Source organism: Mesorhizobium sp. B2-8-5 (assembly GCF_006440675.2).
Classification (GTDB): Bacteria; Pseudomonadota; Alphaproteobacteria; order Rhizobiales; family Rhizobiaceae; genus Mesorhizobium.
This window is the reverse complement of the sequence record NZ_CP083951.1, coordinates 1,830,313-1,848,976: the sequence shown is the minus strand read 5'-3', so window position 1 is coordinate 1,848,976 and position 18,664 is coordinate 1,830,313. Positions and strand designations below refer to the sequence as shown.

Here is an 18,664-nt window from a genome sequence, read left to right as displayed (position 1 = left end):
GGCGTCAGCTGGGACGCTTGCGCCGCCACGAATATTTTGGACCCTTGGGCTCCACTTCCACGGCCGGCTGGTAATAGACCGGCAGGCCACCGGTGCGGCCTTCCTCCAGGCGCTTCAAGAGCACCGGATTGGAGACCTCGAACTCGTCGAAGCCGAGCCGCAGCATATGCGGCAGCTGGTCGACCAGAACTTGCCCAGTGGCGCGCACCGCGCCCTTGAAGTCATGCCGGGCGCGCAGCAATTCGCCCTTGGAAAAGGAGCGGCCGTCATTGAAGGCGGGGAAGGCGAGCGCCACCAGCGACAGCTGGTCCAGCAGGCCGGTTATCTTGTCGAGCTCGTCGCCAGGCTGCAGCAGCACGCCAAGGCGTTCGCGCGCCGACTTGCGGACCTCTTCGTCCAGCCCCAGGAAGACCTGCAGCGGCAGGATGAAGCGGCCATTGCCGGCCAGCGCCTCGGCGCTTTCGGCATGCGTCCACTCATCCTCGCGAAAACCATCCGGGGTCCAGAGGCGGGTCCCCCCCGTCGTCGATCCAGTCATCAAAAATCCTAAAGTTCAAAAATCCAAGGTATGTCGAGAGTCAGGTCAAGCCGAGCCGAGAATGGTGGCTTCCGAGACCCGGAGCGGAGCGTACTTCAAGTACGTGAGCACCGGAAGCGCAGGAAGCCGCCGTTCGCAGGCCGGCCTCACCTGACTATCGGCATAGCCTAAAGTGAGGCGTCGGTCAGCGACTTTTCCAAACCGGAGAGGTGAATGCCGCACTCGGTCTTGGCGTGGCCAGCCCAGCGGCCACTGCGCGCATCCTCGCCCGGCTGCACCGGCTGCGTGCAGGGAAAGCAGCCGATCGAAAGGTAGCCATAGGCGACCAGCGGATTTTCGCGCAGCGCATGCGCGCGCATGTAGTCGGCCTGGTCGGCGGTCGTCCAATGCGCCAGCGGGTTGATGCGGATGCGCGAGCCGACCGCCTCGAAGACGGGCAGTGCCGCGCGCGTCGAAGCCTGGAAGCGCTTGCGCCCGGTGAACCAGGCGCGGAACGGCTCGACGCCGCGCGCCAGCGGCTCGACCTTGCGCACATTGCAGCAGGCGTCGGTGTTGGTCTCATGCAGCCTGCCGGTTGGGTCGACACGTTCTAACGCCGCCTCCTCCGGCTTGATCACCCTGACATCGGTCAGGCCGAAATCGGCGACCAGCGCGTCGCGATAGCCGAGCGTCTCCTCGAAATGCTTGCCGGTATCGAGAAAGATCACCGGCAAGGTTCGGTCGATCTCCGAGATCATGTGCAGAAGCACGGCGGAGTCAGCGCCGAAGGACGACACCGCGGCGACCTCGCCGCGGAAGGCTTCGCGCGCCGAGCGCTCGATGATCTCGATCGGCTTCAGATGGCCGAGCAGCGCGTCCAACCCCGCCGCTTCCGCGGCAACGCCGGCCTCGACGCCGACTACCCTGTCAAGCGGCCTTGGTTTCGCCAGCATAGAGCGCCTCCTTGAACGGCGCGGGACCGACACGGCGGTAGGCGTCGATAAAACGTTCTGCGGGATTGAGCCGAAGGCCAAGATAGGTATCGACGATCTGCTCGATGGCATCGGTGATCTCTTCCGAGGAGAAGCCACGGCCGATGATCTCGCCGACCGAAGTGTTCTCGTCGGCCGAGCCGCCGAGCGTCACCTGGTAGAGCTCGGAGCCTTTCTTCTCGACGCCGAGGATACCGATATGGCCGACATGGTGGTGACCGCAGGCGTTGATGCAACCGGAGATCTTCAGCTTCAATTCGCCGATCTCGCGCTGCCGCTCGAGCGAGGCGAAGCGGCGTGAGATTTCCTGAGCCACGGGAATGGAACGCGCCGTGGCCAGCGCGCAATAGTCGAGGCCCGGGCAGGAGATGATGTCGCTGATCAGGTTCGAATTGGCGGTCGCCAGGCCGATCTCGACCAGCGCGTCATAGACCGCCTTCAGATCGGCGCGCGCCACATGCGGCAGGATCAGGTTCTGCTCGTGGCTGACGCGCAATTCGTCGAACGCATGCTTCTCTGCGATGTCGGCGACTGCCTCCATCTGACTGTCGGTGACATCGCCGGGTACCTCGCCGATGCCCTTGAGCGAAATCGTCACCGCCGCGTAGTCGGGATGGCGATGCGTCACGACATTCTGGTCGAGCCATTCCGAAAAGCTCTTGGAATCGAGCCGCGCTTGCTTGACGAGGGCATCGCCTTCCGGCCGGGCCAACAGCGCCGGCGGCGCGAAATAGGCGTTGATCGCCTGGATGTCGGCCTCCGGCAACTTCAAATCGGTGTCCTTGAGCTCCTGCCATTCGGCCTCGATCTGCCGCATGATCTCCTCGACGCCGGTCTCGTGCACCAGGATCTTGATGCGCGCCTTGTACTTGTTGTCGCGGCGGCCGTAGAGGTTGTACACGCGCAGGATCGCCGTGCAGTAGGACAGCAACTCGGCCTCCGGCAGGAAGTCTCGGATCTTCTTGGCGATCATCGGCGTGCGGCCCAGGCCGCCGCCGACATAAACGGCAAAACCCAGTTCGCCGGCCGCGTTCTTCTTCAGGTGCAGGCCGATGTCATGCGCCTGGATGGCAGCCCGGTCGCGCTCGGCGCCCGTCACCGCGATCTTGAACTTGCGCGGCAGGTACGAAAATTCCGGATGGACCGAGGACCATTGCCGCAGGATTTCCGCGTAGGGACGCGGATCGGCGACCTCGTCCGCGGCCGCCCCCGCGAAATGGTCGGCGGTGACGTTGCGGATGCAATTGCCGCTGGTCTGGATGCAATGCATCTCGACGCTGGCGAGATCGGCCAGGATCGCCGGAACGTCGGCGAGCGCCGGCCAGTGGAACTGCAGGTTCTGGCGCGTGGTGAAATGGCCGTAGCCCTTGTCGTACTTGCGCGCGATGTGGCCGAGCATGCGCAATTGCCGGCTGTTGAGCGTGCCGTAGGGCACCGCAATGCGCAGCATATAGGCATGCAACTGCAAATAGACGCCGTTCATCAGCCGGAGCGGCCGGAACTGGTCCTCGCTGATTTCGCCGGCAAGCCGGCGCTTCACCTGGTCGCTGAACTCGGCGACACGGGCCTGAACGAAATCGTGGTCGAACTCGTCGTAACGGTACATGCTTCGTCTTTCAGGGCGCGTCCGCCCGCTGCCTACCTTGGATTTAAACCGCCCGCGCCGCTTGCTTGCCGAGATCGGGATGGATGGTCGGGCCGGCGGCGCGGATCTTCTCGCGCAACCGCACCGGCTCCACCAAGCCATCGACAACCGTGACGTCGATCACGTTGACGTCCAGGACTTCGTTGTTGGCGGCGGCAGCGGCGCCGATCGCTTCCAGCCGGTCCTCCGCCGCCTTGTCATGCGCGATATCGGCATGACCGACCGTCTCCGCCCAGCCGCCATCGGCGTACCAGACGGCGATGCCGTCGGAGAGCCTGTTCGCGGTGAGAACCTTCATTGCCGGACTCCTTCGGCCATGGCTGAAGCCGCGCCCTCATGCTTGTGTGCCGCGAGCGGCTCGGATTGTTCAAAATTGGCGCCGGCGACCGCATCGCCGATGATCGTCATCACCGGTCCGGTGAGATCGGCGCGCTCCTCCAGCGACGGCAGGTCGGCAAGCGTGCCGTGGAAACGGCGGCGCTCGCCGAGGCTGGCGTTCTCGACGACGGCAACCGCCGTGTCCGGCGACAGCCCCGCTTCGATCAGCCGGCCGGCGACCTCGGCCGCGACCGAACGGCCCATATAGACGGCGACAGTCGCGCCCGAGATGGCGAGCTTGGCCCAGTCGGGCAGCGAGTTGCCCTTGAGATCGTGGCCGGTGGTGAACACCATCGACGACGAAACACCGCGCAGCGTCAGCGGCAGCTCGAAATCGGCGGCGGCGGCAAAGGCGGCGGTGACGCCCGGAACCACTTCATAGGCGATCCCGGCCTCGCGAAGTGCTGCCATTTCCTCGCCGGCGCGTCCGAATACCAGCGGATCGCCGGACTTCAGCCGCACCACGCGCTTGCCGGCACGGCCGAGTTCGATGAGCAGCGCATTGATTTCAGCCTGGCTCTTGGAATGGCAGCCCTTGCGCTTGCCGACCGGCAGGCGCTCGGCGTCGCGGCGGCCCATGGCCACGATCGCCTCCGGCACCAGCGCATCGTAGACGATGGCATCGGCTTCCATCAGCAGGCGATGCGCGCGCAAAGTTAAAAGGTCCTCCGCGCCCGGACCGGCGCCGACCAGCGCGATATGTCCTTCAACCGGAGCATCCTGGGCCAAAAGCGCGACCACCGCGCCATGCGCCTGAGCGAATTCGCCGGCTTCGATGGCCTTGGCCGGCGCGCCGGCGAAGAAATCGCTCCAGAAACGGCGGCGGCGATGGCCCTTCGGCAGCGTCTCGGCGGCAGTGCGGAAAGAAGCGGCAAGCGCCGCCAGCCGGCCAAGCGACGGCGACAGCATGCGGTCGATGCGCCCGCGCAGCATCTGCGCCAGGACCGGTCCGGCGCCTTCGGTGCCGATGGCAATCGCCACCGGCGCCCGGTTGACCAGCGCCGGTGTGAAGAAATCGCAAAGCTCCGGACGATCGACGGCGTTGACCGCGATGCCCAGCCGACGTGCGTCCTCGACGACGCGGCGGTCGACCGCTTCATCGCCGCTGGCCGCGAACACCAGGACGGCACCTTGGAGATGCACGGCCTCATAGGCCGTGTTGATATGAACGGCGCCGGCCGACGCGATGAAATCCAGCAGGCCGTCGCTGGCATTGTCGGCAACGATGCGCGGCACCGCGCTCGATTGCGAAAGTAGCCGCGCCTTGGCAAGCGCCTCCTCGCCATTGCCGACAATGGCTACGGCTTCGCCGTCGACCCGCATGAAGACGGGAAAGGCATTGAGCTTGGCGTTGGCTGGCGACATGGCGATGAGCAATAGTGGAACAGTTTGGCAGTTTTACGCGGCCACGCCAAAAATCAGAAGGCAAGCACTCGCGCGCCGCCGAACGGCAGGCAATCGCTTTTTCGCAACCGCGAAAGGCAAGAGAAAAATATTCTACTTTGGGAGTGAAGCCGCCAGAGCGGCATAAGAAACTGCCTTGATCCGTCGTAATTTTTAGCGCCGGACGGGGAAAGCTGCAAAACAGTTTTTTCTAAATTCTACTAAGTTAGTAGATTAAAGCCTGCCTCGGCTGTTTCGGCGCCAGCCTCGTCGGCTGAGAGTGATCTAAGCGCGGCCGCCAGATCGGAACAATCATGCTTCGCGGCTCGTTTGCTTAGCAATCCATTTGTCGATCCGAAGCTCCATCGATCGGCAATCATGCAAGCAAGGAGGAACGCGATGAGCATCAAGCTGAAGCACGGATTATGGGTCGTCGTGGCCGATGGCGAGAAGGCGCTCTTCCTGCGCAACCAGGGCGACAGCAAGTTCCCGAATTTGGAAGTGGTGCAGGAGATGGAGCAGGAGAACCCCGCCACGCGCGAGCAAGGCAGCGACAAGCCAGGCCGCCAGAGCAACGAGGGTCCGCGCAGCGCCGTCGAAGAAACCGACTGGCACCGTCTCGGCAAGGAGCGCTTCGCCGTCGAGATTGCCGACCGGCTCTACAAGCTCGCGCATCGTGGCGAGTTCGACGCGGTCGTGCTGATCGCACCGCCGCAGGTGCTTGGCGAGATGCGCCAGAAACTGCACAAGGAGGTCGGTGAGAAGGTACAGGCGGAAATCCCGAAGACGCTCACCAACCACACCATTTCCGACATCGAGAACCTGCTTCAGGCGGCATGAAGCGGCGGAACGAACGCAGCTTCGAAGCCTGATTGGTCTAAGAGCCGTCTCTTTGGCGGCGCGGCGCCGATTTTCCAGCGCGCGCCGTTGCGATTCTGCGCGGCGATGGTTGCATCATCGCCGCTCTCCCCGCCATATTGCCAGGAGGCGTCGACCCTTTGGACGACGCTCATCCGACATCGTCAGTTTTTGAAAGGCGCTCCATAGACAATGCCGCATGACACACCCCTTATCGCCACCATCGTAGCCGGTCTGGGGCTTGCTTTTGTCTTCGGGGCTTTAGCCAACCGGTTCCGCATCCCGCCGCTCGTCGGCTACCTTGTCGCCGGCGTCCTTGTCGGCCCGAACACGCCCGGCTTCGTCGCCGATGCCAGCCTTGCCAATGAGCTCGCGGAAATCGGCGTCATCCTTCTGATGTTCGGCGTCGGCCTGCATTTTTCGCTGAAGGACCTTCTGTCCGTCCGCGCCATCGCCGTGCCGGGCGCCATCGTGCAGATCGGCTTTGCGACGCTGCTTGGCGTTGGGCTTGCCTGGCTGCTCGGCTGGTCGCTGGGGGCCGGCCTGGTCTTCGGCCTCGCGCTTTCGGTCGCCTCGACCGTGGTGCTTTTGCGCGCACTTCAGGAGCGGCGGCTGATCGAGACCGAGCGCGGCCGCATCGCCGTCGGCTGGCTGATCGTCGAGGATCTCGCCATGGTGCTGGCGCTGGTGCTTTTGCCGGCGCTCGCCGGCGTGCTCGGCGGCCAGCCCCAGGTCGACGACCATGCGAGCCTGCTCTCGCTGCCTGCCAGCTACGGCATATGGGGCGTGGTCGGCATCACGCTCGCCAAGGTCGCCGCCTTCGTCGTCGTCATGCTGGTGGTCGGCCGCAGGGTCATTCCCTGGATCCTGCATTATGTCGCCCATACCGGCTCCCGGGAACTGTTCCGCCTCGCGGTGCTTGCCATCGCGCTCGGCGTCGCCTTTGGCGCGGCGAACCTGTTCGGCGTCTCGCTGGCGCTCGGCGCCTTCTTCGCCGGCATGATCATGAGCGAATCCGAGCTCAGCCACCGCGCGGCGGAAGAATCGCTGCCGCTGCGCGATGCCTTCTCGGTGCTGTTCTTCGTCTCGGTCGGCATGCTGTTCGACCCGTTCAGCCTGATCAGCAACGGCCTGCCCATCCTCGCCACTTTGGCCATCATCGTCATCGGCAAGTCGATCGCTGCTTTCGTCATCGTCATTGTCTTCCGCTACCCGATCGCCACCGCGCTGATGATTTCGGCGAGCCTTGCCCAGATCGGCGAATTTTCCTTCATCCTGGCCGAGCTTGGCGTCGGCCTGAAACTGTTGCCAGAGCAGGGCCGCGACCTGATCCTGGCCGGCGCCATCCTGTCGATCCTGCTCAATCCGCTGATGTTCCTGATCGTGGACTGGATGAAACCCTGGCTGGAAAAGCGTGCCGGCAAGGATGCCGCGCCGGCCGTGGAGCAGCGACCAATCGGCCCGGCGACCGAGCCCGGCCAGGTCGCTTCGGTGTCGGCCCCGGGTAAGGAAGACGGCCCGCCACCGAAAACGGCGCTTGCCGGCCATTCCATCCTGATTGGCTATGGCCGCGTCGGCAGCCTGGTGGGCGCGGCTCTGAAGGAAGCCGCCCTGCCCTTCCTGGTCATCGAGGATGCCGACAAGACGCTGGCGAAGCTGCGGGACGACGGCGTCGAAACCGTTGCCGGCAACGCCGCCAATGCGGACGTCTTCTCGGCCGCCAACCCGGAAGGCGCCAGGCGGCTTATCCTCGCCATCCCCAACGCCTTCGAGGCGGGGCAGGTTGTGCTCAGGGCCCGCGCGGCCAATCCGGCGATCAACGTCATTGCCCGCGCGCATTCCGACGCCGAGGTCGAGCATCTGAAAGGCCTCGGCGCCGACACCGTCATCATGGGCGAACGCGAGATCGCCCGCGGCATCGTCGAGGTGGTGACCGGCAAGACCGTCGATCGGGCCGGGCCTGCCATGGAGATCAACCCGCAGCCCGCTTGATTGGCATCACGCCACGAACGCAGAGCCGCTATTCTGCGCGATATCGCTGAGATATTTGGCCGGCGGCTTGCCCAGCGCCTTCTTGAACATGGTGATGAAGGCGGTGACGGATTCGTAGCCGAGATCGCCCGACACCTGCTGCACACTGGCGCCGGCGGACAGTTCCCTGAGCGCCACGATCAGATGCAGCTGCTGGCGCCAGCGCCCGAAACTCAAGCCGGTCTCCTTCACCACGAGACGCGCCAGGCTGCTTTCGCTGAGCGCAACGCGGTCTGCCCAATCGGCCAAGGTGCTGCGATCGGCGGGGTCGTCCGCCAACGCTTCGGCGATCCGTCGCAACCGCGGCTCGGCCGAGATCGGCAGGTGCAACTGCTGCACAGGCATACAGGGCAATTCCGCGAGCAGCACGCTTCCCAGGAAGTTGCCGCGCGCATCGTCCGGCGCGCACTCCGATAGCTCGATGATCAATTCGCGCAGCAGCGGCGAGATCGAAAGCGTGCAGCACCGGTCCGGCAGGTCGGCGGCGCCCGGCTCGATATAGACGAAGAAAATCCGCGCATTCGCCGTCGCGATGTTGCTGTGTTCCATGCGGCTCGGCACCCACACCCCGCAATGCGGCGGCACCATCCAAAGCCCGCTCGGAACGCGGCAGGTGACGCCGCCGCCGAGCGCGAAGACGAGCTGCCCTTTGCGATGCCAATGCGCCGGCACCTCGGCCTTGGTCCCCGTGACATCGACGCCAATGGCGATCGCCGGCGCGGCCACGTCGTCGACGTCGAAATCCAGCCAGGGCCAGCGGAGCGGCTGTCTCATATCTGACGGCTTTTAGCGATCATTTGGCTTTATCTCTAAATTCAACAACCGCGAAAGTCGATAGGTTTCGAGCTGTTTCCGTCGCAATCGATCGCGGCTCTCGAGCGTCATTCAAGGTGGCCCCATGCTTGCTCTCGCTATCTCTTCAGACAGTCCGAACAGGCTGAAGCTCGTCGAAATTGATGAGCCAAGCTGCAATACGAATGAAGCATTGGTGGCTGTTCATGCAACATCGTTGAACCGTGGCGAGCTGCGCCTGCTCGGCATCCGTCCCGACGGCTGGATCCCTGGCCAGGACATCGTCGGCATTGTCGAGTGCGCGGCGGCCGATGGCTCCGGCCCGGCTGCCGGCACGCGCGTCGCGGCTTTGATCGACCAGGCCGGCTGGGCTGAACACGTCGCCGTTCCGACCGACCGCCTTGCCGTCCTGCCGGACGTGGTCAGCTTCGCGTCCGCGGCCACGCTCCCGGTGGCGGGCACGACGGCGCTGAGAACTTTGCGCCATGGCGGCGATCTCGCCGGCCAGCGGGTCCTGATCACCGGCGCGAGCGGCGCGGTCGGCCGCTTCCAGATCCAGATCGCCCGCGAGCAAGGCGCTTCGGTGACGGCGATCGCTTCGGCCCGGCACCACGATGATCTTCGCGATCTGGGCGCCGGGCAGGTCGTCGAGTCGATCGAACTGGCCGGGGGACTATTTTCATTGATCACCGAGTCGGTCGGCGGCAAAAGCCTCGCCGACGCGATCGAGCGTGTCGCGCCCGGCGGGACTGTCGTCATGTTCGGCTCGAGCAGCGGCGAGCTCACGCCGATCGGATTCCGGCAGTTCGTTCCGGGCCACGAGGGCGCAAGGCTCCAGACTTTCGCCTACTATACGTCCGGCTCGGCCATCGGCGCCGACATCGCCGCGCTGCTCGATCTCGTCGCGGCCGGCCGGCTGGAGACCCGCGTGGCCATGACTGTGCCATGGACGGACATCGGCCAGGCCCTGGACGCGCTGCGGCAGCGCAGCTTCAGCGGCAAGGCTGTTGTCAGCATGGCCAGATGAGCCGACTGCGGTCTATCGCTTCACAACAGTAAGATCGGCTTCTATCAGCCGCTTCCTGATACTTTGAACGTCGGGCGACGGAACGTTCCATTGCCATGTTACAGCCGAAACCTTCCGTAAGACGCCAAATGAATTTTCTTCAATCCAGTTTTCCAAGTATTTGCCATCGATCTGGCGGTTCAGGTGGCCTTCTGACAGCAGATTGAAGGGAAACAGATCGCGAATTTTTTGGTCCAACTGCCGCCGAGCGCTTTCAGCTCGGAAAATTGGGCCGAAGGCGAAAGACTGCTCTTTCATTTCAAGTGGAGGGCCATAAACCGTCTTGTCCACGGTAGCGAAACGGGAAGATGCCGACCCTCGCGCAAATGCCCTCGGCCCCCAAAAGTACGGCATCGACAAACCGATCCCGTAAACAGGTTGCAACTCCTCGCAAACCAATCTGGTGATCCTCTGGAATGTACCGTTGAAATCCGTGACCGCCGCCTTGTCGATATGGATTTCGAAGCATCGGAAACTCTCGGGAGAGCAGGCAATTTCTATTGCAAAATCCGAGAGTGTATCGACACCCCTCTTCCAGAGATAACTCAGCGCTTGCCATTCTTGCTTTCGGAGCACATCGCGCTTTACGAAGTTGCGAAAGAGATAGTCCTTGCTGGTTTTCGCGCCAACGACGGTTGCGATATCTGGTGCTAAGCCGATAATTCCGGCGATCTTATCCAGTATGTCGCGCGCTCGGCGTATATCGAGCTCTGCGGCCCACTCATAGATGACGAGCGACCCAACGATGTTGGTTTCTGTGTAACGCTCGAAACCCTGACTCACACGTGCTGGCCGCCATTGATGTGGATTTCCGAGCCGGTGACGTAGGACGCCTGGCCTGAGCACAGGAAGAAGATGATGTCGGCGACTTCCGAGGTGGCGCCAAGCCTTCTCAGCGGAATCGTCTCGACGATCTTGTCGGTGCCGGGCGAAAGGATCGCGGTGTCGATCTCGCCCGGCGCGATCGCGTTGACGCGGATGCCGTGCGGACCGAAATCATGCGCCATCTCGCGCGTCAGCGAGCCGAGCGCCGCTTTCGATGTGGCATAGGCCGTGCCGGCGAAAGGATGCACGCGGGTGCCTGCGATCGAGGTGACGTTGACGATCGAGCCCTTGGCGGCGGCGAGTTCCTTGAACAGCCCCCTTGCCAGCATGATCGGCGCGAAGAAATTGACCTGGAACACGTCGCGCCAGACATGCATCGGCGTCTCTATCGAATCCATGCGCCTGCCGTCTTTCAGCTTCGGCGAGATGCCGGCATTGTTGACCAGCGCGTGCAACTGTCCGCCATGCGCCTCCAGCCGGTGGCGGATTTCCGAGACGGCGATGCCGACATCCTCCTGGTCGGCGAGGTCGACCTTGATGTGGTCCTCGGGGCCGGCCGGCCACGGGCAATCCTCGGCGAAAGCCTGGCGCGAGCAGGTGATGACGCGCCAGCCCTCGCGCGAAAAGCGCTTCACGGTCGCATGGCCGATGCCGCGGCTGGCGCCGGTGAGCACGATGGTTTTTCTGCTGTCGGTCTCGGCCATGACTTGATCTCCGGCCGGACATGTAGCCGAAGGCGCTTGCCATTACGAGAGGGCGAGTTGCCGCTTCAACCGCCGCCCAGGATATCGAGGATCGAAGTCTGCCGCTTCTTCGTCGGTCCGCCGACATTGCCGGGCGGCACCGGATGCTTGATCGAGGCGGTCGATCCGCTGTCGCTTGGCATGTCGAAGCCGTCCGCATCGACGGTCTGGGCCGGGCGCGCCTGACGTACCGGCGCTGGCGCCGGAGCGACCGGCTGTGACTGGCCGACGGCCGCGGGCGGCGCTGGCGGCTGCGAGGCGTCAGCCGATGGGATCTCGTCCGGCACGATCGTATCGGACGGCGTCGACTTCCAGGTGCCGGGCAGCGGCCTGACCGGCACGCCTTCATGCGCGGCCACCATGAATTCGTGCCAGGCCTGCGCCGGCAGGGCGCCGCCGGTGACCTTCTTCATCGGGCTGCCGTCGTCATTGCCGAACCACACGCCCGTGGTGAGATTGGCGGTGTAGCCGACGAACCAGGCATCGCGCGAGTTCTGACTGGTGCCGGTCTTGCCGGCCGAAGGCCAGTTGAACGCCGCCTTCTTGGCGGTGCCGACCTCGACGGTGCCCGTCATCATCGAGTTCATCATGCCGACGATATCGGCCTTGATGACGCGCGGCGCGCTGCCGCCGCTGTTCTCGTAGAGCACCTTGCCGTTGGCGGTGGTGATGCGCTGGATGAAGTGGATGTCCGGCTTGTAGCCGCCGTTAGCGAAAGGCACATAGGCCGAGGTCAGTTCCAGCGGCGTCACCTCCGAGGTACCGAGCGCGATCGAGGTGTTGGCCTGCAGGTCCGACTGGATGCCCATGCGATGCGCGGCTTCCACCACGGCGTCGGGGCCGACCTCCATGGTGAGCTGGGCCGCCACCGAGTTGAGCGACTTGGCCAAAGCTGTCGCCAGCGTCACCTTGCCGTAATATTTGCCGCCGTAATTGTCCGGCGTCCATTTGCCGATCTTGATCGGCGCGTCGTTGCGGATGCTGTCAGGCGTGCGGCCGGCCTCCAGCGCCGCCATATAGACGAAGGGCTTGAAGGCCGAGCCCGGCTGCCGGCGCGCTTCCGAGGCGCGGTCGAACTGGCTGGTCGAATAATCGTAGCCGCCGACCATCGCGCGCACCGCGCCGGAATCGTCGATCGACACCAGCGCGCCTTGCGTGACGTTCAACTTCTTGCCGCTCTCGTCGATCAGCCGGCGGATCGACTGTTCGGCAAGCTTCTGCAGGTTGAGGTCGACCGTGGTGTTGATGACGATGTCGCCGCGCACGTCGCCGATGAGGTCCGGGAGTTCGTCCATCACCGTATCGGCGACATAGTTTTCCGAGCCGGTCCAGTAGGACGGCGCGCGCGTCGCCGGCGCGCTCAACGCCGTCTTGTATTCCTTGTCGCTGATCTTGCCGGTCTCGCGCATGGCCGCGAGCACGAGTTGCGCCCGCTCCTCGGCCGCCTTTGGGTCGCGCGCCGGTGACAGCTTGGACGGCGCCTTCAGCAGGCCCGCCAGCAACGCGGCTTCCGAAAGCGTCACGTCGCGCGCGCTCTTGCCGAAATAGCGCCGCGAGGCCGCCTCGACGCCATAGGCGCCCGAGCCGAAATAGACCCGGTTGAGGTACATTTCGAGGATCTGGTCCTTGCTGTGCTTGTGCTCGAGCCACAGCGCGAGCAGCACTTCCTGGACCTTGCGCTCCAGCGTGCGGTCGGGTGTCAGGAACAGGTTCTTGGCCAGCTGCTGCGTCAGCGTCGAGCCGCCCTGCGAGAAATGGCCGCCAAGCAGATTGGCGACCATGGCGCGCGACAGGCCGATCGGGTCGATGCCGAAATGCGAATAGAAGCGCCGGTCCTCGATGGCGACCACGGCCTCGGGGATATAGGGCGACATTTCGTGCAGGCCGACGGCCTCGCCGCCCGACGCACCGCGATTGGCGATCAGCGCGCCATCGACCGAGACGATCTTGATGTTCGGCGCACGGTCCGGGACCGACCACGTCGTCGCCGCCGGCATCTTGGCGCCGTAATAGACGACGATGCCGGCCGTCGCGATACCGCCCCATATGCAGAGCACGAAGCACCAGTAGACAAGCCGCGTGGCGATGCCGAGCAGCCCGCGCCGATTGCGGTCGCGGCCACGGCCGCGCGATTTCGCCTTGGCGGACCTGCCCTTCGAAGCGGATTTACGACTGCCCGGCACGACACGATCCTCCTCGCTGACCGAAAAGCCTTCGGAGGATTTCGCGCGCGGCGATCCCTCGAAGCTCGGTTCGATGCGACTGTCTCTGCGGTTCGCCATGCGCTCTTGCTTGCTGCCCCGGTGCCGATGGCGTTCGGGTTGAAGACTAGATGCGGCGGTTTAAAGGCGGGTTAAAGCAGGGTTTATGCAGCCTTTTGAAAACCCTTACGATTTTCTAAATCCAACGGTCTCTCGCGCTATCTTTCGCAGTCGGGTCCATTGCGGGGCGCCGCATGATTACGAGTGGATGGTTGCTCAAAGTCCCGCTGCCTTGGCCAGATAGGGCGCCAGCGCCAACGCGTAGGTTGCCGTCAGATGATGGTTGTCGCGCAGCACGACAATGTTGCCGACCACCGCCGGGCAGCTCTCCTTGCCGCATAGCGCATCGTTCATGTCGACCACGCTCACCCCCGGTACGGACCGGGCGGCGAGCGCATAGATGTTTTCCCGTTCGACCTCGCTGCGCGGATTGACGCATTTGCCGGGATCGGTCCCCAGGCAATTGCGCGGATCGAACAAGCTGAAAGGTGTGTTGCGGATGGCGACGACGCGCACGCCCTGCCCGCTGAGCTCGCTCCAGACGCTGCGCAGCCCCTCGATCATCGCGTCCTGCGCAACGCTGGTGTAGTTGCTCTGGCTGGTGAACACCAAATCGGGTTTCAGTTTCGCAATCTCGGAGAGAATCCTCTCCCGCCACAGCGCACATTGCTCATACGGCTTGCCGTCGTCAAGGATGGTGACCCGGGTTACCGGGCATGCCGCCTTGGTGAAGCTGACGAGCTTCCATTTTCTGTCTTTGGCGATTTTGTCGATTGCCGGCACCCATTGCGCCGCGTGGGAATCGCCCATCACGACGATGGTCCTTGTCCCCGTCGGGTCCCCGAGCTGGCAACCGGTCGCGTCGATGCCCTTCTGCTCCTGATGACATTTCATTTTGTATATGATCGGCACATCGCTGCCGATCTTGCTCAAAGGTGGCAGCGGCTTGACGCCCGCGGGAACGACAGCGTTCGCCAGCAAGGCCGCAGGCCCCGGATAATTCGGCGTTCCGATCAGGCTGGTATCGATGGGCTGCCGGTCGATCGCATGGACGAGTCCGCCCGCCACCGCCACGCACAACCCCACCGCCACCGTGCCGTCGATCAGCGGCCGCCATGCCAGGGACGAGCGCGAATGGCGATAGGGCTGTTCGATGAAGCGGTAGGAGAGACCGGAAACGACCAAGGTGGCGATGATCAGCCCAACGCCATCGAGAAGGTCGATCGCGCCGCACTGCGCCGCATAGAAAATGATCAGCGGCCAATGCCACAGATAGATCGAATAGGAGCGATCGCCGATATAGCGCAGCGCCGCGATGTCCAGGCCGCGGAAGCGGCCCATGCGTACGCTGCCGGCCGCGATGATCAGAGCCGCGCCGAGCGTCGGCAGCAGCGCCTTGAAGCCCGGAAAATCGGTCGCCCTTGTAAACAGCATCGCCGACGCAAGCATCGCCAGCATGCCGGCGACAGCCATCCCCGCCCGGGCACGCGCTTTCGGCTGGAACCGGTCCAGGGTCAGCGCCAGCAGCCCGCCAAGCGCCAGTTCCCAGACCCGGGTATGGGTAACGAAATAGGCCCATGCCGGATCGGATCGGGTGAGCGCGACGGAAGCCGCGAGCGAGCCCGCCAGGACCACGCCGAGCACGAAGGTAAGTGTTTGCACGGGCGAGTGCCCGCGACGCCTGGCCCACCAAAGCGCAGCGATCATCAGCACAGGCCAGACGATGTAGAACTGCTCCTCGATCGACAGCGACCAGAAATGCTGCACCGGGCTCGGGGCGTCCTCGGCGCCGAGATAGTCCACGGCCTGCTCGGCAAGCCGCCAGTTCTGCACGTAGAGCGCGCTTGCAATAACCTGCCTGGCGGTTTCTTCCCACCAGGCGTCCGACACGAACAGCAGCGTTCCCGCGAGCGTGACGAAGAGCGCGACGATCGCCGCCGGCAGCAATCGCCTGACCCGGCGCGTATAGAAGCCGACAAGCGAGATACCGCTATCGCTCAGAGCCATGCGCGTAAGCAGGCCGGTGATCAGGAAGCCGGAGATGACGAAGAAGATGTCGACCCCGACATAGCCGCCGGGAAGTGCTGCCGGCCAGATATGAAAGATCACCACAAAGGCTACGGCGAGCCCGCGCAGCCCCTGTATCTCCGGCCGAAATCCCCCCGGCGCAATGTCGTCTCGCAAAGCCAGTCTAGCCCCTCACGGTGGCCAGCCACTTCCGGCTGGCCACCGTGGTCAATTCTGCTGGATCGAAATGCCCTTGTCGTCGATCTTGAGCTCGACGCCTTTCGGCCTGGTCTGCTCGCGATAGACATAGATGCCGAGCGCGATGACCACCGCGACCAGCGCCCCGATGATAAGATAGAGCGTGTTCTGCCTCATTGCGTCCCCTTGTTTCGGTCGAGGCCCGCTTTGAAGCCTGCACGCAGCCTACTAGTCGTCGTCATTTGATGCTGGGCGCCAGCTCGTCGGATCGACCTTCTTTTGCGTGTCGCTGTCGGTGTAGACCCACCAGCCGCCGTCGCGATACTGACCGATGGATTCGTTGACGACGCCGTCGCCGTCCTTCCACAGGATGGTGACCTTCGAGCCGTCCTTCGGCGCGCTTTCTATCGATTTGCGCTCTGCCATGTCACTCCCTCCATGAACCGGCCCCGCCGCGAACCGGCCCTCCGTAGACCGGCATGAACGTCCCTGGACGCGCCGGGTTCCGTCAGCTGTGCGCGAAGATGTCTTCCTCGGCCCAGCCCATAAGGTCGAGCTTGGCGCGGGTCGGCAGGAAACGGAAGCAGGCGTCCGCCTCCTTGGTGCGGTTTTCGCGCGCCAGGCGCGCGCCCAGCACCTCATGCAGCCTGTGCAGGTAGAGCACGTCCGAGGCGGCATATTCGAGCTGTTCGGGCGAGAGCGTTTCGGCCGCCCAGTCGGAGGATTGCTGCGCCTTGGAAAGGCCGATGCCGAGCAGTTCGTTGCAGAGATCCTTCAGCCCGTGACGATCGGTATAGGTGCGGGTGAGCCGCGAGGCGATCTTGGTGCAGAACACCGGCTCGGCCATCACACCGAAGGTGTGGTAGAGCACGGCGATGTCGAACCGGCCGTAGTGAAACAGCTTGGTGATTGTGTTGTTTCTCAACAGGCTGGCGAGGTTCGGCGCCTCTTTCTGGCCTGGAGCGATCTGGATGACGTCGGCGCTGCCGTCGCCGGGCGAAATCTGCACCACGCAGAGCCGGTCGCGATGCGGGTTGAGCCCCAGAGTTTCCGTGTCGATGGCCACCGCCCCGACATTGTAGCGCGACAGGTCAGGCAGATCGTTTTTGTGGAAACGGATATCAGTCATTCTCTTCTCCGGATCGCGGCCGCAATACCGCGCATCGCCTGGGATGCGCCAGCAGGCGGCGCGTTGCGCTGGTCATTCGTCCTCGCCGCGATCCGGAGAAAAATCAACAGAAAGTTGAATTTCAACGCGTCAGCGCGTCGAGGATTCGCGCCCAGGACCGCTGCCCCTTGTGGAAGGAGGTCAGCTCGTATTTCTCGTTCGGCGAGTGGATGCGGTCGTCGTCGAGGCCGAAGCCGACCAGCAGCGATTCCATGCCGAGATAGGTCTGGAAATCGCCCACCACCGGGATCGAGCCGCCGCCGCCGGTGGTCACGGCCTGCCTCTCCCACTCGTCCGACAGCGCGTCCTTGGCTTTGGTCAGGAACGGCGAGTCATAGGAAAGCTGGATCGCCGGCGAGCCGCCATGCGGGTGGAATTCTACCGAGCAGTCGCCGGGGATGCGCTCGCGCACAAAGGCCTGGAAGGCGGCGCGGATCTTCTTCGGATCCTGCTTGTGAACGAGCCGGAACGACACTTTCGCCGACGCTTCCGCCGCGATCACCGTCTTGAAGCCCCTGCCGGTATAGCCGCCGATGATGCCGTTGAATTCCGCGGTCGGCCGCGCCCAGGTGAGCTCGAGCACCGAGCGCCCTTTTTCGCCGGCCGGAATGGAAAGTCCGACCGGTCCAAGGAAGGTCTCGGCCGTTTCGCCGAGCCCTTCCCAGGATTTCAGCACCTGCGAGGGCGTCTCCTCGACGCCGTCATAGAAGCCCGGAATGGTGACATGGCCGTCCTTGTCGTGGACATCGGCCAGCACCTTGGCCAGGATGCGGATCGGATTGGCGGCCGGCCCGCCATAGAGGCCTGAATGCAGGTCGCGGTTGGCCGCCTTGACGGTGATCTCCTCGCCGACCATGCCGCGCAGTGACACGCAGATCGACGGCGTCTCGCGATTCCACATGCTGGTGTCGCAGACCAGCGCGAAATCCGCCTTCAGCTCGGCGGCGTTGGCTTCTAGGAACGGCTTCAGCGACGGCGAGCCGGATTCTTCCTCGCCCTCGAACAGGATGGTAACGCGGCAAGGCAGATTGCCGTGCACCTGCTTCCAGGCGCGGCAGGCCTCGACGAAGGTCATCAGTTGCCCCTTGTCGTCGGCCGAGCCGCGTCCGGTGATCACTTTGCGTCCAGGCTCGATCTCCTTGATCGACGGCGCGAACGGATCGGTTTCCCACAATTCGATCGGATCGACCGGCTGGACGTCGTAGTGGCCGTAGAACAGCACATGCGGCGCGCCTGCCGGCCCCTCGTGATGCGCCACCACCATCGGATGTCCGGGCGTGTCGCGTACGCTTGCGTCGAAGCCGATCAGCTTGAGTTCGGCCACCAGCCATTTGGCCCCCTTGCGGCAGTCGGCGGCAAAGGCGGGATCGGTGGAGATCGACTTGATGCCGAGCAGGCCGAACAGCCGCTCCAGGCTCTGGTCGAGGTTCTGGTCGAGACGGTCGAGGACGGGGGAGAGTTTGGACATTTTGGGGGCCTTTCGATTTTTGCGGCAGACCCTAAAGGGCGATGCGGAAAACGAAAAGCCGCGATCGTTGGACCAAGCGGGAAAGGCTTGCCTGGAGGCAAAAAAGAACCGCCGTGGTGGAGGGGGAACCACGGCGGTCTTTACTCGAAACGATGCGGCAGCCCGGAGAGGGGGGATAGGCTGCCGCAAGTTGCCCGGGATAGGCGGGGGACGGGCCTTACTCCGGACTTCGGCGAAAACTGCCGATGAGATGTATTTGGGTCTGTGAACGTGGCGATTCAAGGGCACGAAAATTACACTTTTGTAACATGCCCGTGAGCAGTGGATTCCCG

At 64.0% G+C, this 18,664-nt stretch carries 18 protein-coding genes; 3 read left to right on the top strand and 15 right to left on the bottom strand.

What is annotated here, in order from left to right:
• Positions 1–4: 4 nt before the first annotated feature.
• From FJ430_RS08945 to cysG, 5 genes are all read right to left on the bottom strand, one after another.
• Positions 5–538, bottom strand: a complete 534-nt coding sequence (locus FJ430_RS08945) for a DUF934 domain-containing protein (RefSeq protein WP_140710186.1) — start codon at positions 536–538, stop codon at positions 5–7.
• A 167-nt stretch (positions 539–705) separates the two neighbouring features.
• A complete protein-coding gene (locus tag FJ430_RS08940) occupies positions 706–1,470 on the bottom strand; it encodes a phosphoadenylyl-sulfate reductase (RefSeq protein ID WP_140658027.1) in 765 nt (254 codons plus the stop codon).
• Positions 1,445–3,115 carry a nitrite/sulfite reductase gene (locus tag FJ430_RS08935; RefSeq protein ID WP_140658025.1) on the bottom strand — a complete coding sequence of 557 codons (1,671 nt, stop codon included), beginning with the start codon at positions 3,113–3,115 and terminating at the stop codon, positions 1,445–1,447. Before FJ430_RS08935 ends, FJ430_RS08940 begins: the two co-directional genes overlap by 26 nt.
• Before the next feature lie 43 nt (positions 3,116–3,158).
• Positions 3,159–3,452 carry a DUF2849 domain-containing protein gene (locus FJ430_RS08930; RefSeq protein ID WP_140710184.1) on the bottom strand — a complete coding sequence of 98 codons (294 nt, stop codon included), beginning with the start codon at positions 3,450–3,452 and terminating at the stop codon, positions 3,159–3,161.
• Positions 3,449–4,897, bottom strand: a complete 1,449-nt coding sequence (gene cysG, locus FJ430_RS08925; RefSeq protein WP_140710182.1) for a siroheme synthase CysG — start codon at positions 4,895–4,897, stop codon at positions 3,449–3,451. The genes FJ430_RS08930 and cysG overlap by 4 nt, the downstream gene beginning before the upstream one ends.
• A 417-nt stretch (positions 4,898–5,314) precedes the next feature.
• On the opposite strand from cysG, the gene FJ430_RS08920 reads away from it, so the two are divergent.
• The gene (locus FJ430_RS08920) at positions 5,315–5,755 is read left to right on the top strand and encodes a host attachment protein (RefSeq protein ID WP_140644587.1); all 441 of its coding nucleotides are present in this window, start codon (positions 5,315–5,317) and stop codon (positions 5,753–5,755) included.
• Here the strand turns inward: FJ430_RS08920 and FJ430_RS08915 are convergent.
• Entirely contained in the window at positions 5,743–5,928 is a 186-nt protein-coding gene (locus tag FJ430_RS08915) for a hypothetical protein (protein WP_140658021.1), read from the bottom strand. The two genes, FJ430_RS08920 and FJ430_RS08915, sit on opposite strands and share 13 nt — an antisense overlap.
• Positions 5,929–5,965: 37 nt before the next feature.
• On the opposite strand from FJ430_RS08915, the gene ybaL reads away from it, so the two are divergent.
• Positions 5,966–7,765 carry a YbaL family putative K(+) efflux transporter gene (gene ybaL, locus FJ430_RS08910; RefSeq protein ID WP_181175565.1) on the top strand — a complete coding sequence of 600 codons (1,800 nt, stop codon included), beginning with the start codon at positions 5,966–5,968 and terminating at the stop codon, positions 7,763–7,765.
• 6 nt (positions 7,766–7,771) lie between these two features.
• Here the strand turns inward: ybaL and FJ430_RS08905 are convergent, their stop codons facing one another.
• A complete protein-coding gene (locus FJ430_RS08905) occupies positions 7,772–8,578 on the bottom strand; it encodes an AraC family transcriptional regulator (RefSeq protein WP_140710180.1) in 807 nt (268 codons plus the stop codon).
• A 124-nt stretch (positions 8,579–8,702) separates the two neighbouring features.
• Between FJ430_RS08905 and FJ430_RS08900 the strand changes: the two genes are divergently transcribed.
• Positions 8,703–9,623: a zinc-binding dehydrogenase gene (locus tag FJ430_RS08900; RefSeq protein ID WP_140710178.1), complete on the top strand. Its 921-nt coding sequence runs from the start codon at positions 8,703–8,705 to the stop codon at positions 9,621–9,623.
• Positions 9,624–9,635: 12 nt separating this feature from the next.
• Here FJ430_RS08900 and FJ430_RS08895 read toward each other — a convergent pair whose 3' ends face one another.
• From FJ430_RS08895 to FJ430_RS08860, 8 genes are all read right to left on the bottom strand, one after another.
• A complete protein-coding gene (locus tag FJ430_RS08895; protein WP_140710176.1) occupies positions 9,636–10,445 on the bottom strand; it encodes a hypothetical protein in 810 nt (269 codons plus the stop codon).
• A complete protein-coding gene (locus FJ430_RS08890; protein ID WP_140644591.1) occupies positions 10,442–11,191 on the bottom strand; it encodes an SDR family NAD(P)-dependent oxidoreductase in 750 nt (249 codons plus the stop codon). Before FJ430_RS08890 ends, FJ430_RS08895 begins: the two co-directional genes overlap by 4 nt.
• 65 nt (positions 11,192–11,256) lie before the next feature.
• Positions 11,257–13,512: a transglycosylase domain-containing protein gene (locus FJ430_RS08885; RefSeq protein ID WP_140710174.1), complete on the bottom strand. Its 2,256-nt coding sequence runs from the start codon at positions 13,510–13,512 to the stop codon at positions 11,257–11,259.
• A gap of 195 nt (positions 13,513–13,707) precedes the next feature.
• Complete coding sequence (locus tag FJ430_RS08880) at positions 13,708–15,600, bottom strand: acyltransferase family protein (protein ID WP_413467836.1); 1,893 nt, start codon at positions 15,598–15,600, stop codon at positions 13,708–13,710.
• Between the two features lie 126 nt (positions 15,601–15,726).
• Complete coding sequence (locus FJ430_RS08875) at positions 15,727–15,873, bottom strand: hypothetical protein (protein WP_140644594.1); 147 nt, start codon at positions 15,871–15,873, stop codon at positions 15,727–15,729.
• Between the two features lie 51 nt (positions 15,874–15,924).
• A complete protein-coding gene (locus FJ430_RS08870; protein WP_140710170.1) occupies positions 15,925–16,122 on the bottom strand; it encodes a hypothetical protein in 198 nt (65 codons plus the stop codon).
• A gap of 82 nt (positions 16,123–16,204) precedes the next feature.
• On the bottom strand, positions 16,205–16,825 hold the full coding sequence (locus FJ430_RS08865) for a ribonuclease D (RefSeq protein WP_140644596.1): 621 nt from the start codon (positions 16,823–16,825) through the stop codon (positions 16,205–16,207).
• A gap of 121 nt (positions 16,826–16,946) precedes the next feature.
• The gene (locus FJ430_RS08860) at positions 16,947–18,332 is read right to left on the bottom strand and encodes a M20/M25/M40 family metallo-hydrolase (protein WP_140710168.1); all 1,386 of its coding nucleotides are present in this window, start codon (positions 18,330–18,332) and stop codon (positions 16,947–16,949) included.
• Positions 18,333–18,664: the final 332 nt, after the last annotated feature.

What these genes read in the sequence shown, in the direction of transcription:
- FJ430_RS08945 (WP_140710186.1), bottom strand. Translation starts at nt 538, where the DNA reads ATGACTGGATCGACGACGGGGGGGACCCGCCTCTGGACCCCGGATGGT.
- FJ430_RS08940 (WP_140658027.1), bottom strand. Translation starts at nt 1,470, where the DNA reads ATGCTGGCGAAACCAAGGCCGCTTGACAGGGTAGTCGGCGTCGAGGCC.
- FJ430_RS08935 (WP_140658025.1), bottom strand. Translation starts at nt 3,115, where the DNA reads ATGTACCGTTACGACGAGTTCGACCACGATTTCGTTCAGGCCCGTGTC.
- FJ430_RS08930 (WP_140710184.1), bottom strand. Translation starts at nt 3,452, where the DNA reads ATGAAGGTTCTCACCGCGAACAGGCTCTCCGACGGCATCGCCGTCTGG.
- cysG (WP_140710182.1), bottom strand. Translation starts at nt 4,897, where the DNA reads ATGTCGCCAGCCAACGCCAAGCTCAATGCCTTTCCCGTCTTCATGCGG.
- FJ430_RS08920 (WP_140644587.1), top strand. Translation starts at nt 5,315, where the DNA reads ATGAGCATCAAGCTGAAGCACGGATTATGGGTCGTCGTGGCCGATGGC.
- FJ430_RS08915 (WP_140658021.1), bottom strand. Translation starts at nt 5,928, where the DNA reads ATGAGCGTCGTCCAAAGGGTCGACGCCTCCTGGCAATATGGCGGGGAG.
- ybaL (WP_181175565.1), top strand. Translation starts at nt 5,966, where the DNA reads ATGCCGCATGACACACCCCTTATCGCCACCATCGTAGCCGGTCTGGGG.
- FJ430_RS08905 (WP_140710180.1), bottom strand. Translation starts at nt 8,578, where the DNA reads ATGAGACAGCCGCTCCGCTGGCCCTGGCTGGATTTCGACGTCGACGAC.
- FJ430_RS08900 (WP_140710178.1), top strand. Translation starts at nt 8,703, where the DNA reads ATGCTTGCTCTCGCTATCTCTTCAGACAGTCCGAACAGGCTGAAGCTC.
- FJ430_RS08890 (WP_140644591.1), bottom strand. Translation starts at nt 11,191, where the DNA reads ATGGCCGAGACCGACAGCAGAAAAACCATCGTGCTCACCGGCGCCAGC.
- FJ430_RS08885 (WP_140710174.1), bottom strand. Translation starts at nt 13,512, where the DNA reads ATGGCGAACCGCAGAGACAGTCGCATCGAACCGAGCTTCGAGGGATCG.
- FJ430_RS08875 (WP_140644594.1), bottom strand. Translation starts at nt 15,873, where the DNA reads ATGAGGCAGAACACGCTCTATCTTATCATCGGGGCGCTGGTCGCGGTG.
- FJ430_RS08870 (WP_140710170.1), bottom strand. Translation starts at nt 16,122, where the DNA reads ATGGCAGAGCGCAAATCGATAGAAAGCGCGCCGAAGGACGGCTCGAAG.
- FJ430_RS08865 (WP_140644596.1), bottom strand. Translation starts at nt 16,825, where the DNA reads ATGACTGATATCCGTTTCCACAAAAACGATCTGCCTGACCTGTCGCGC.
- FJ430_RS08860 (WP_140710168.1), bottom strand. Translation starts at nt 18,332, where the DNA reads ATGTCCAAACTCTCCCCCGTCCTCGACCGTCTCGACCAGAACCTCGAC.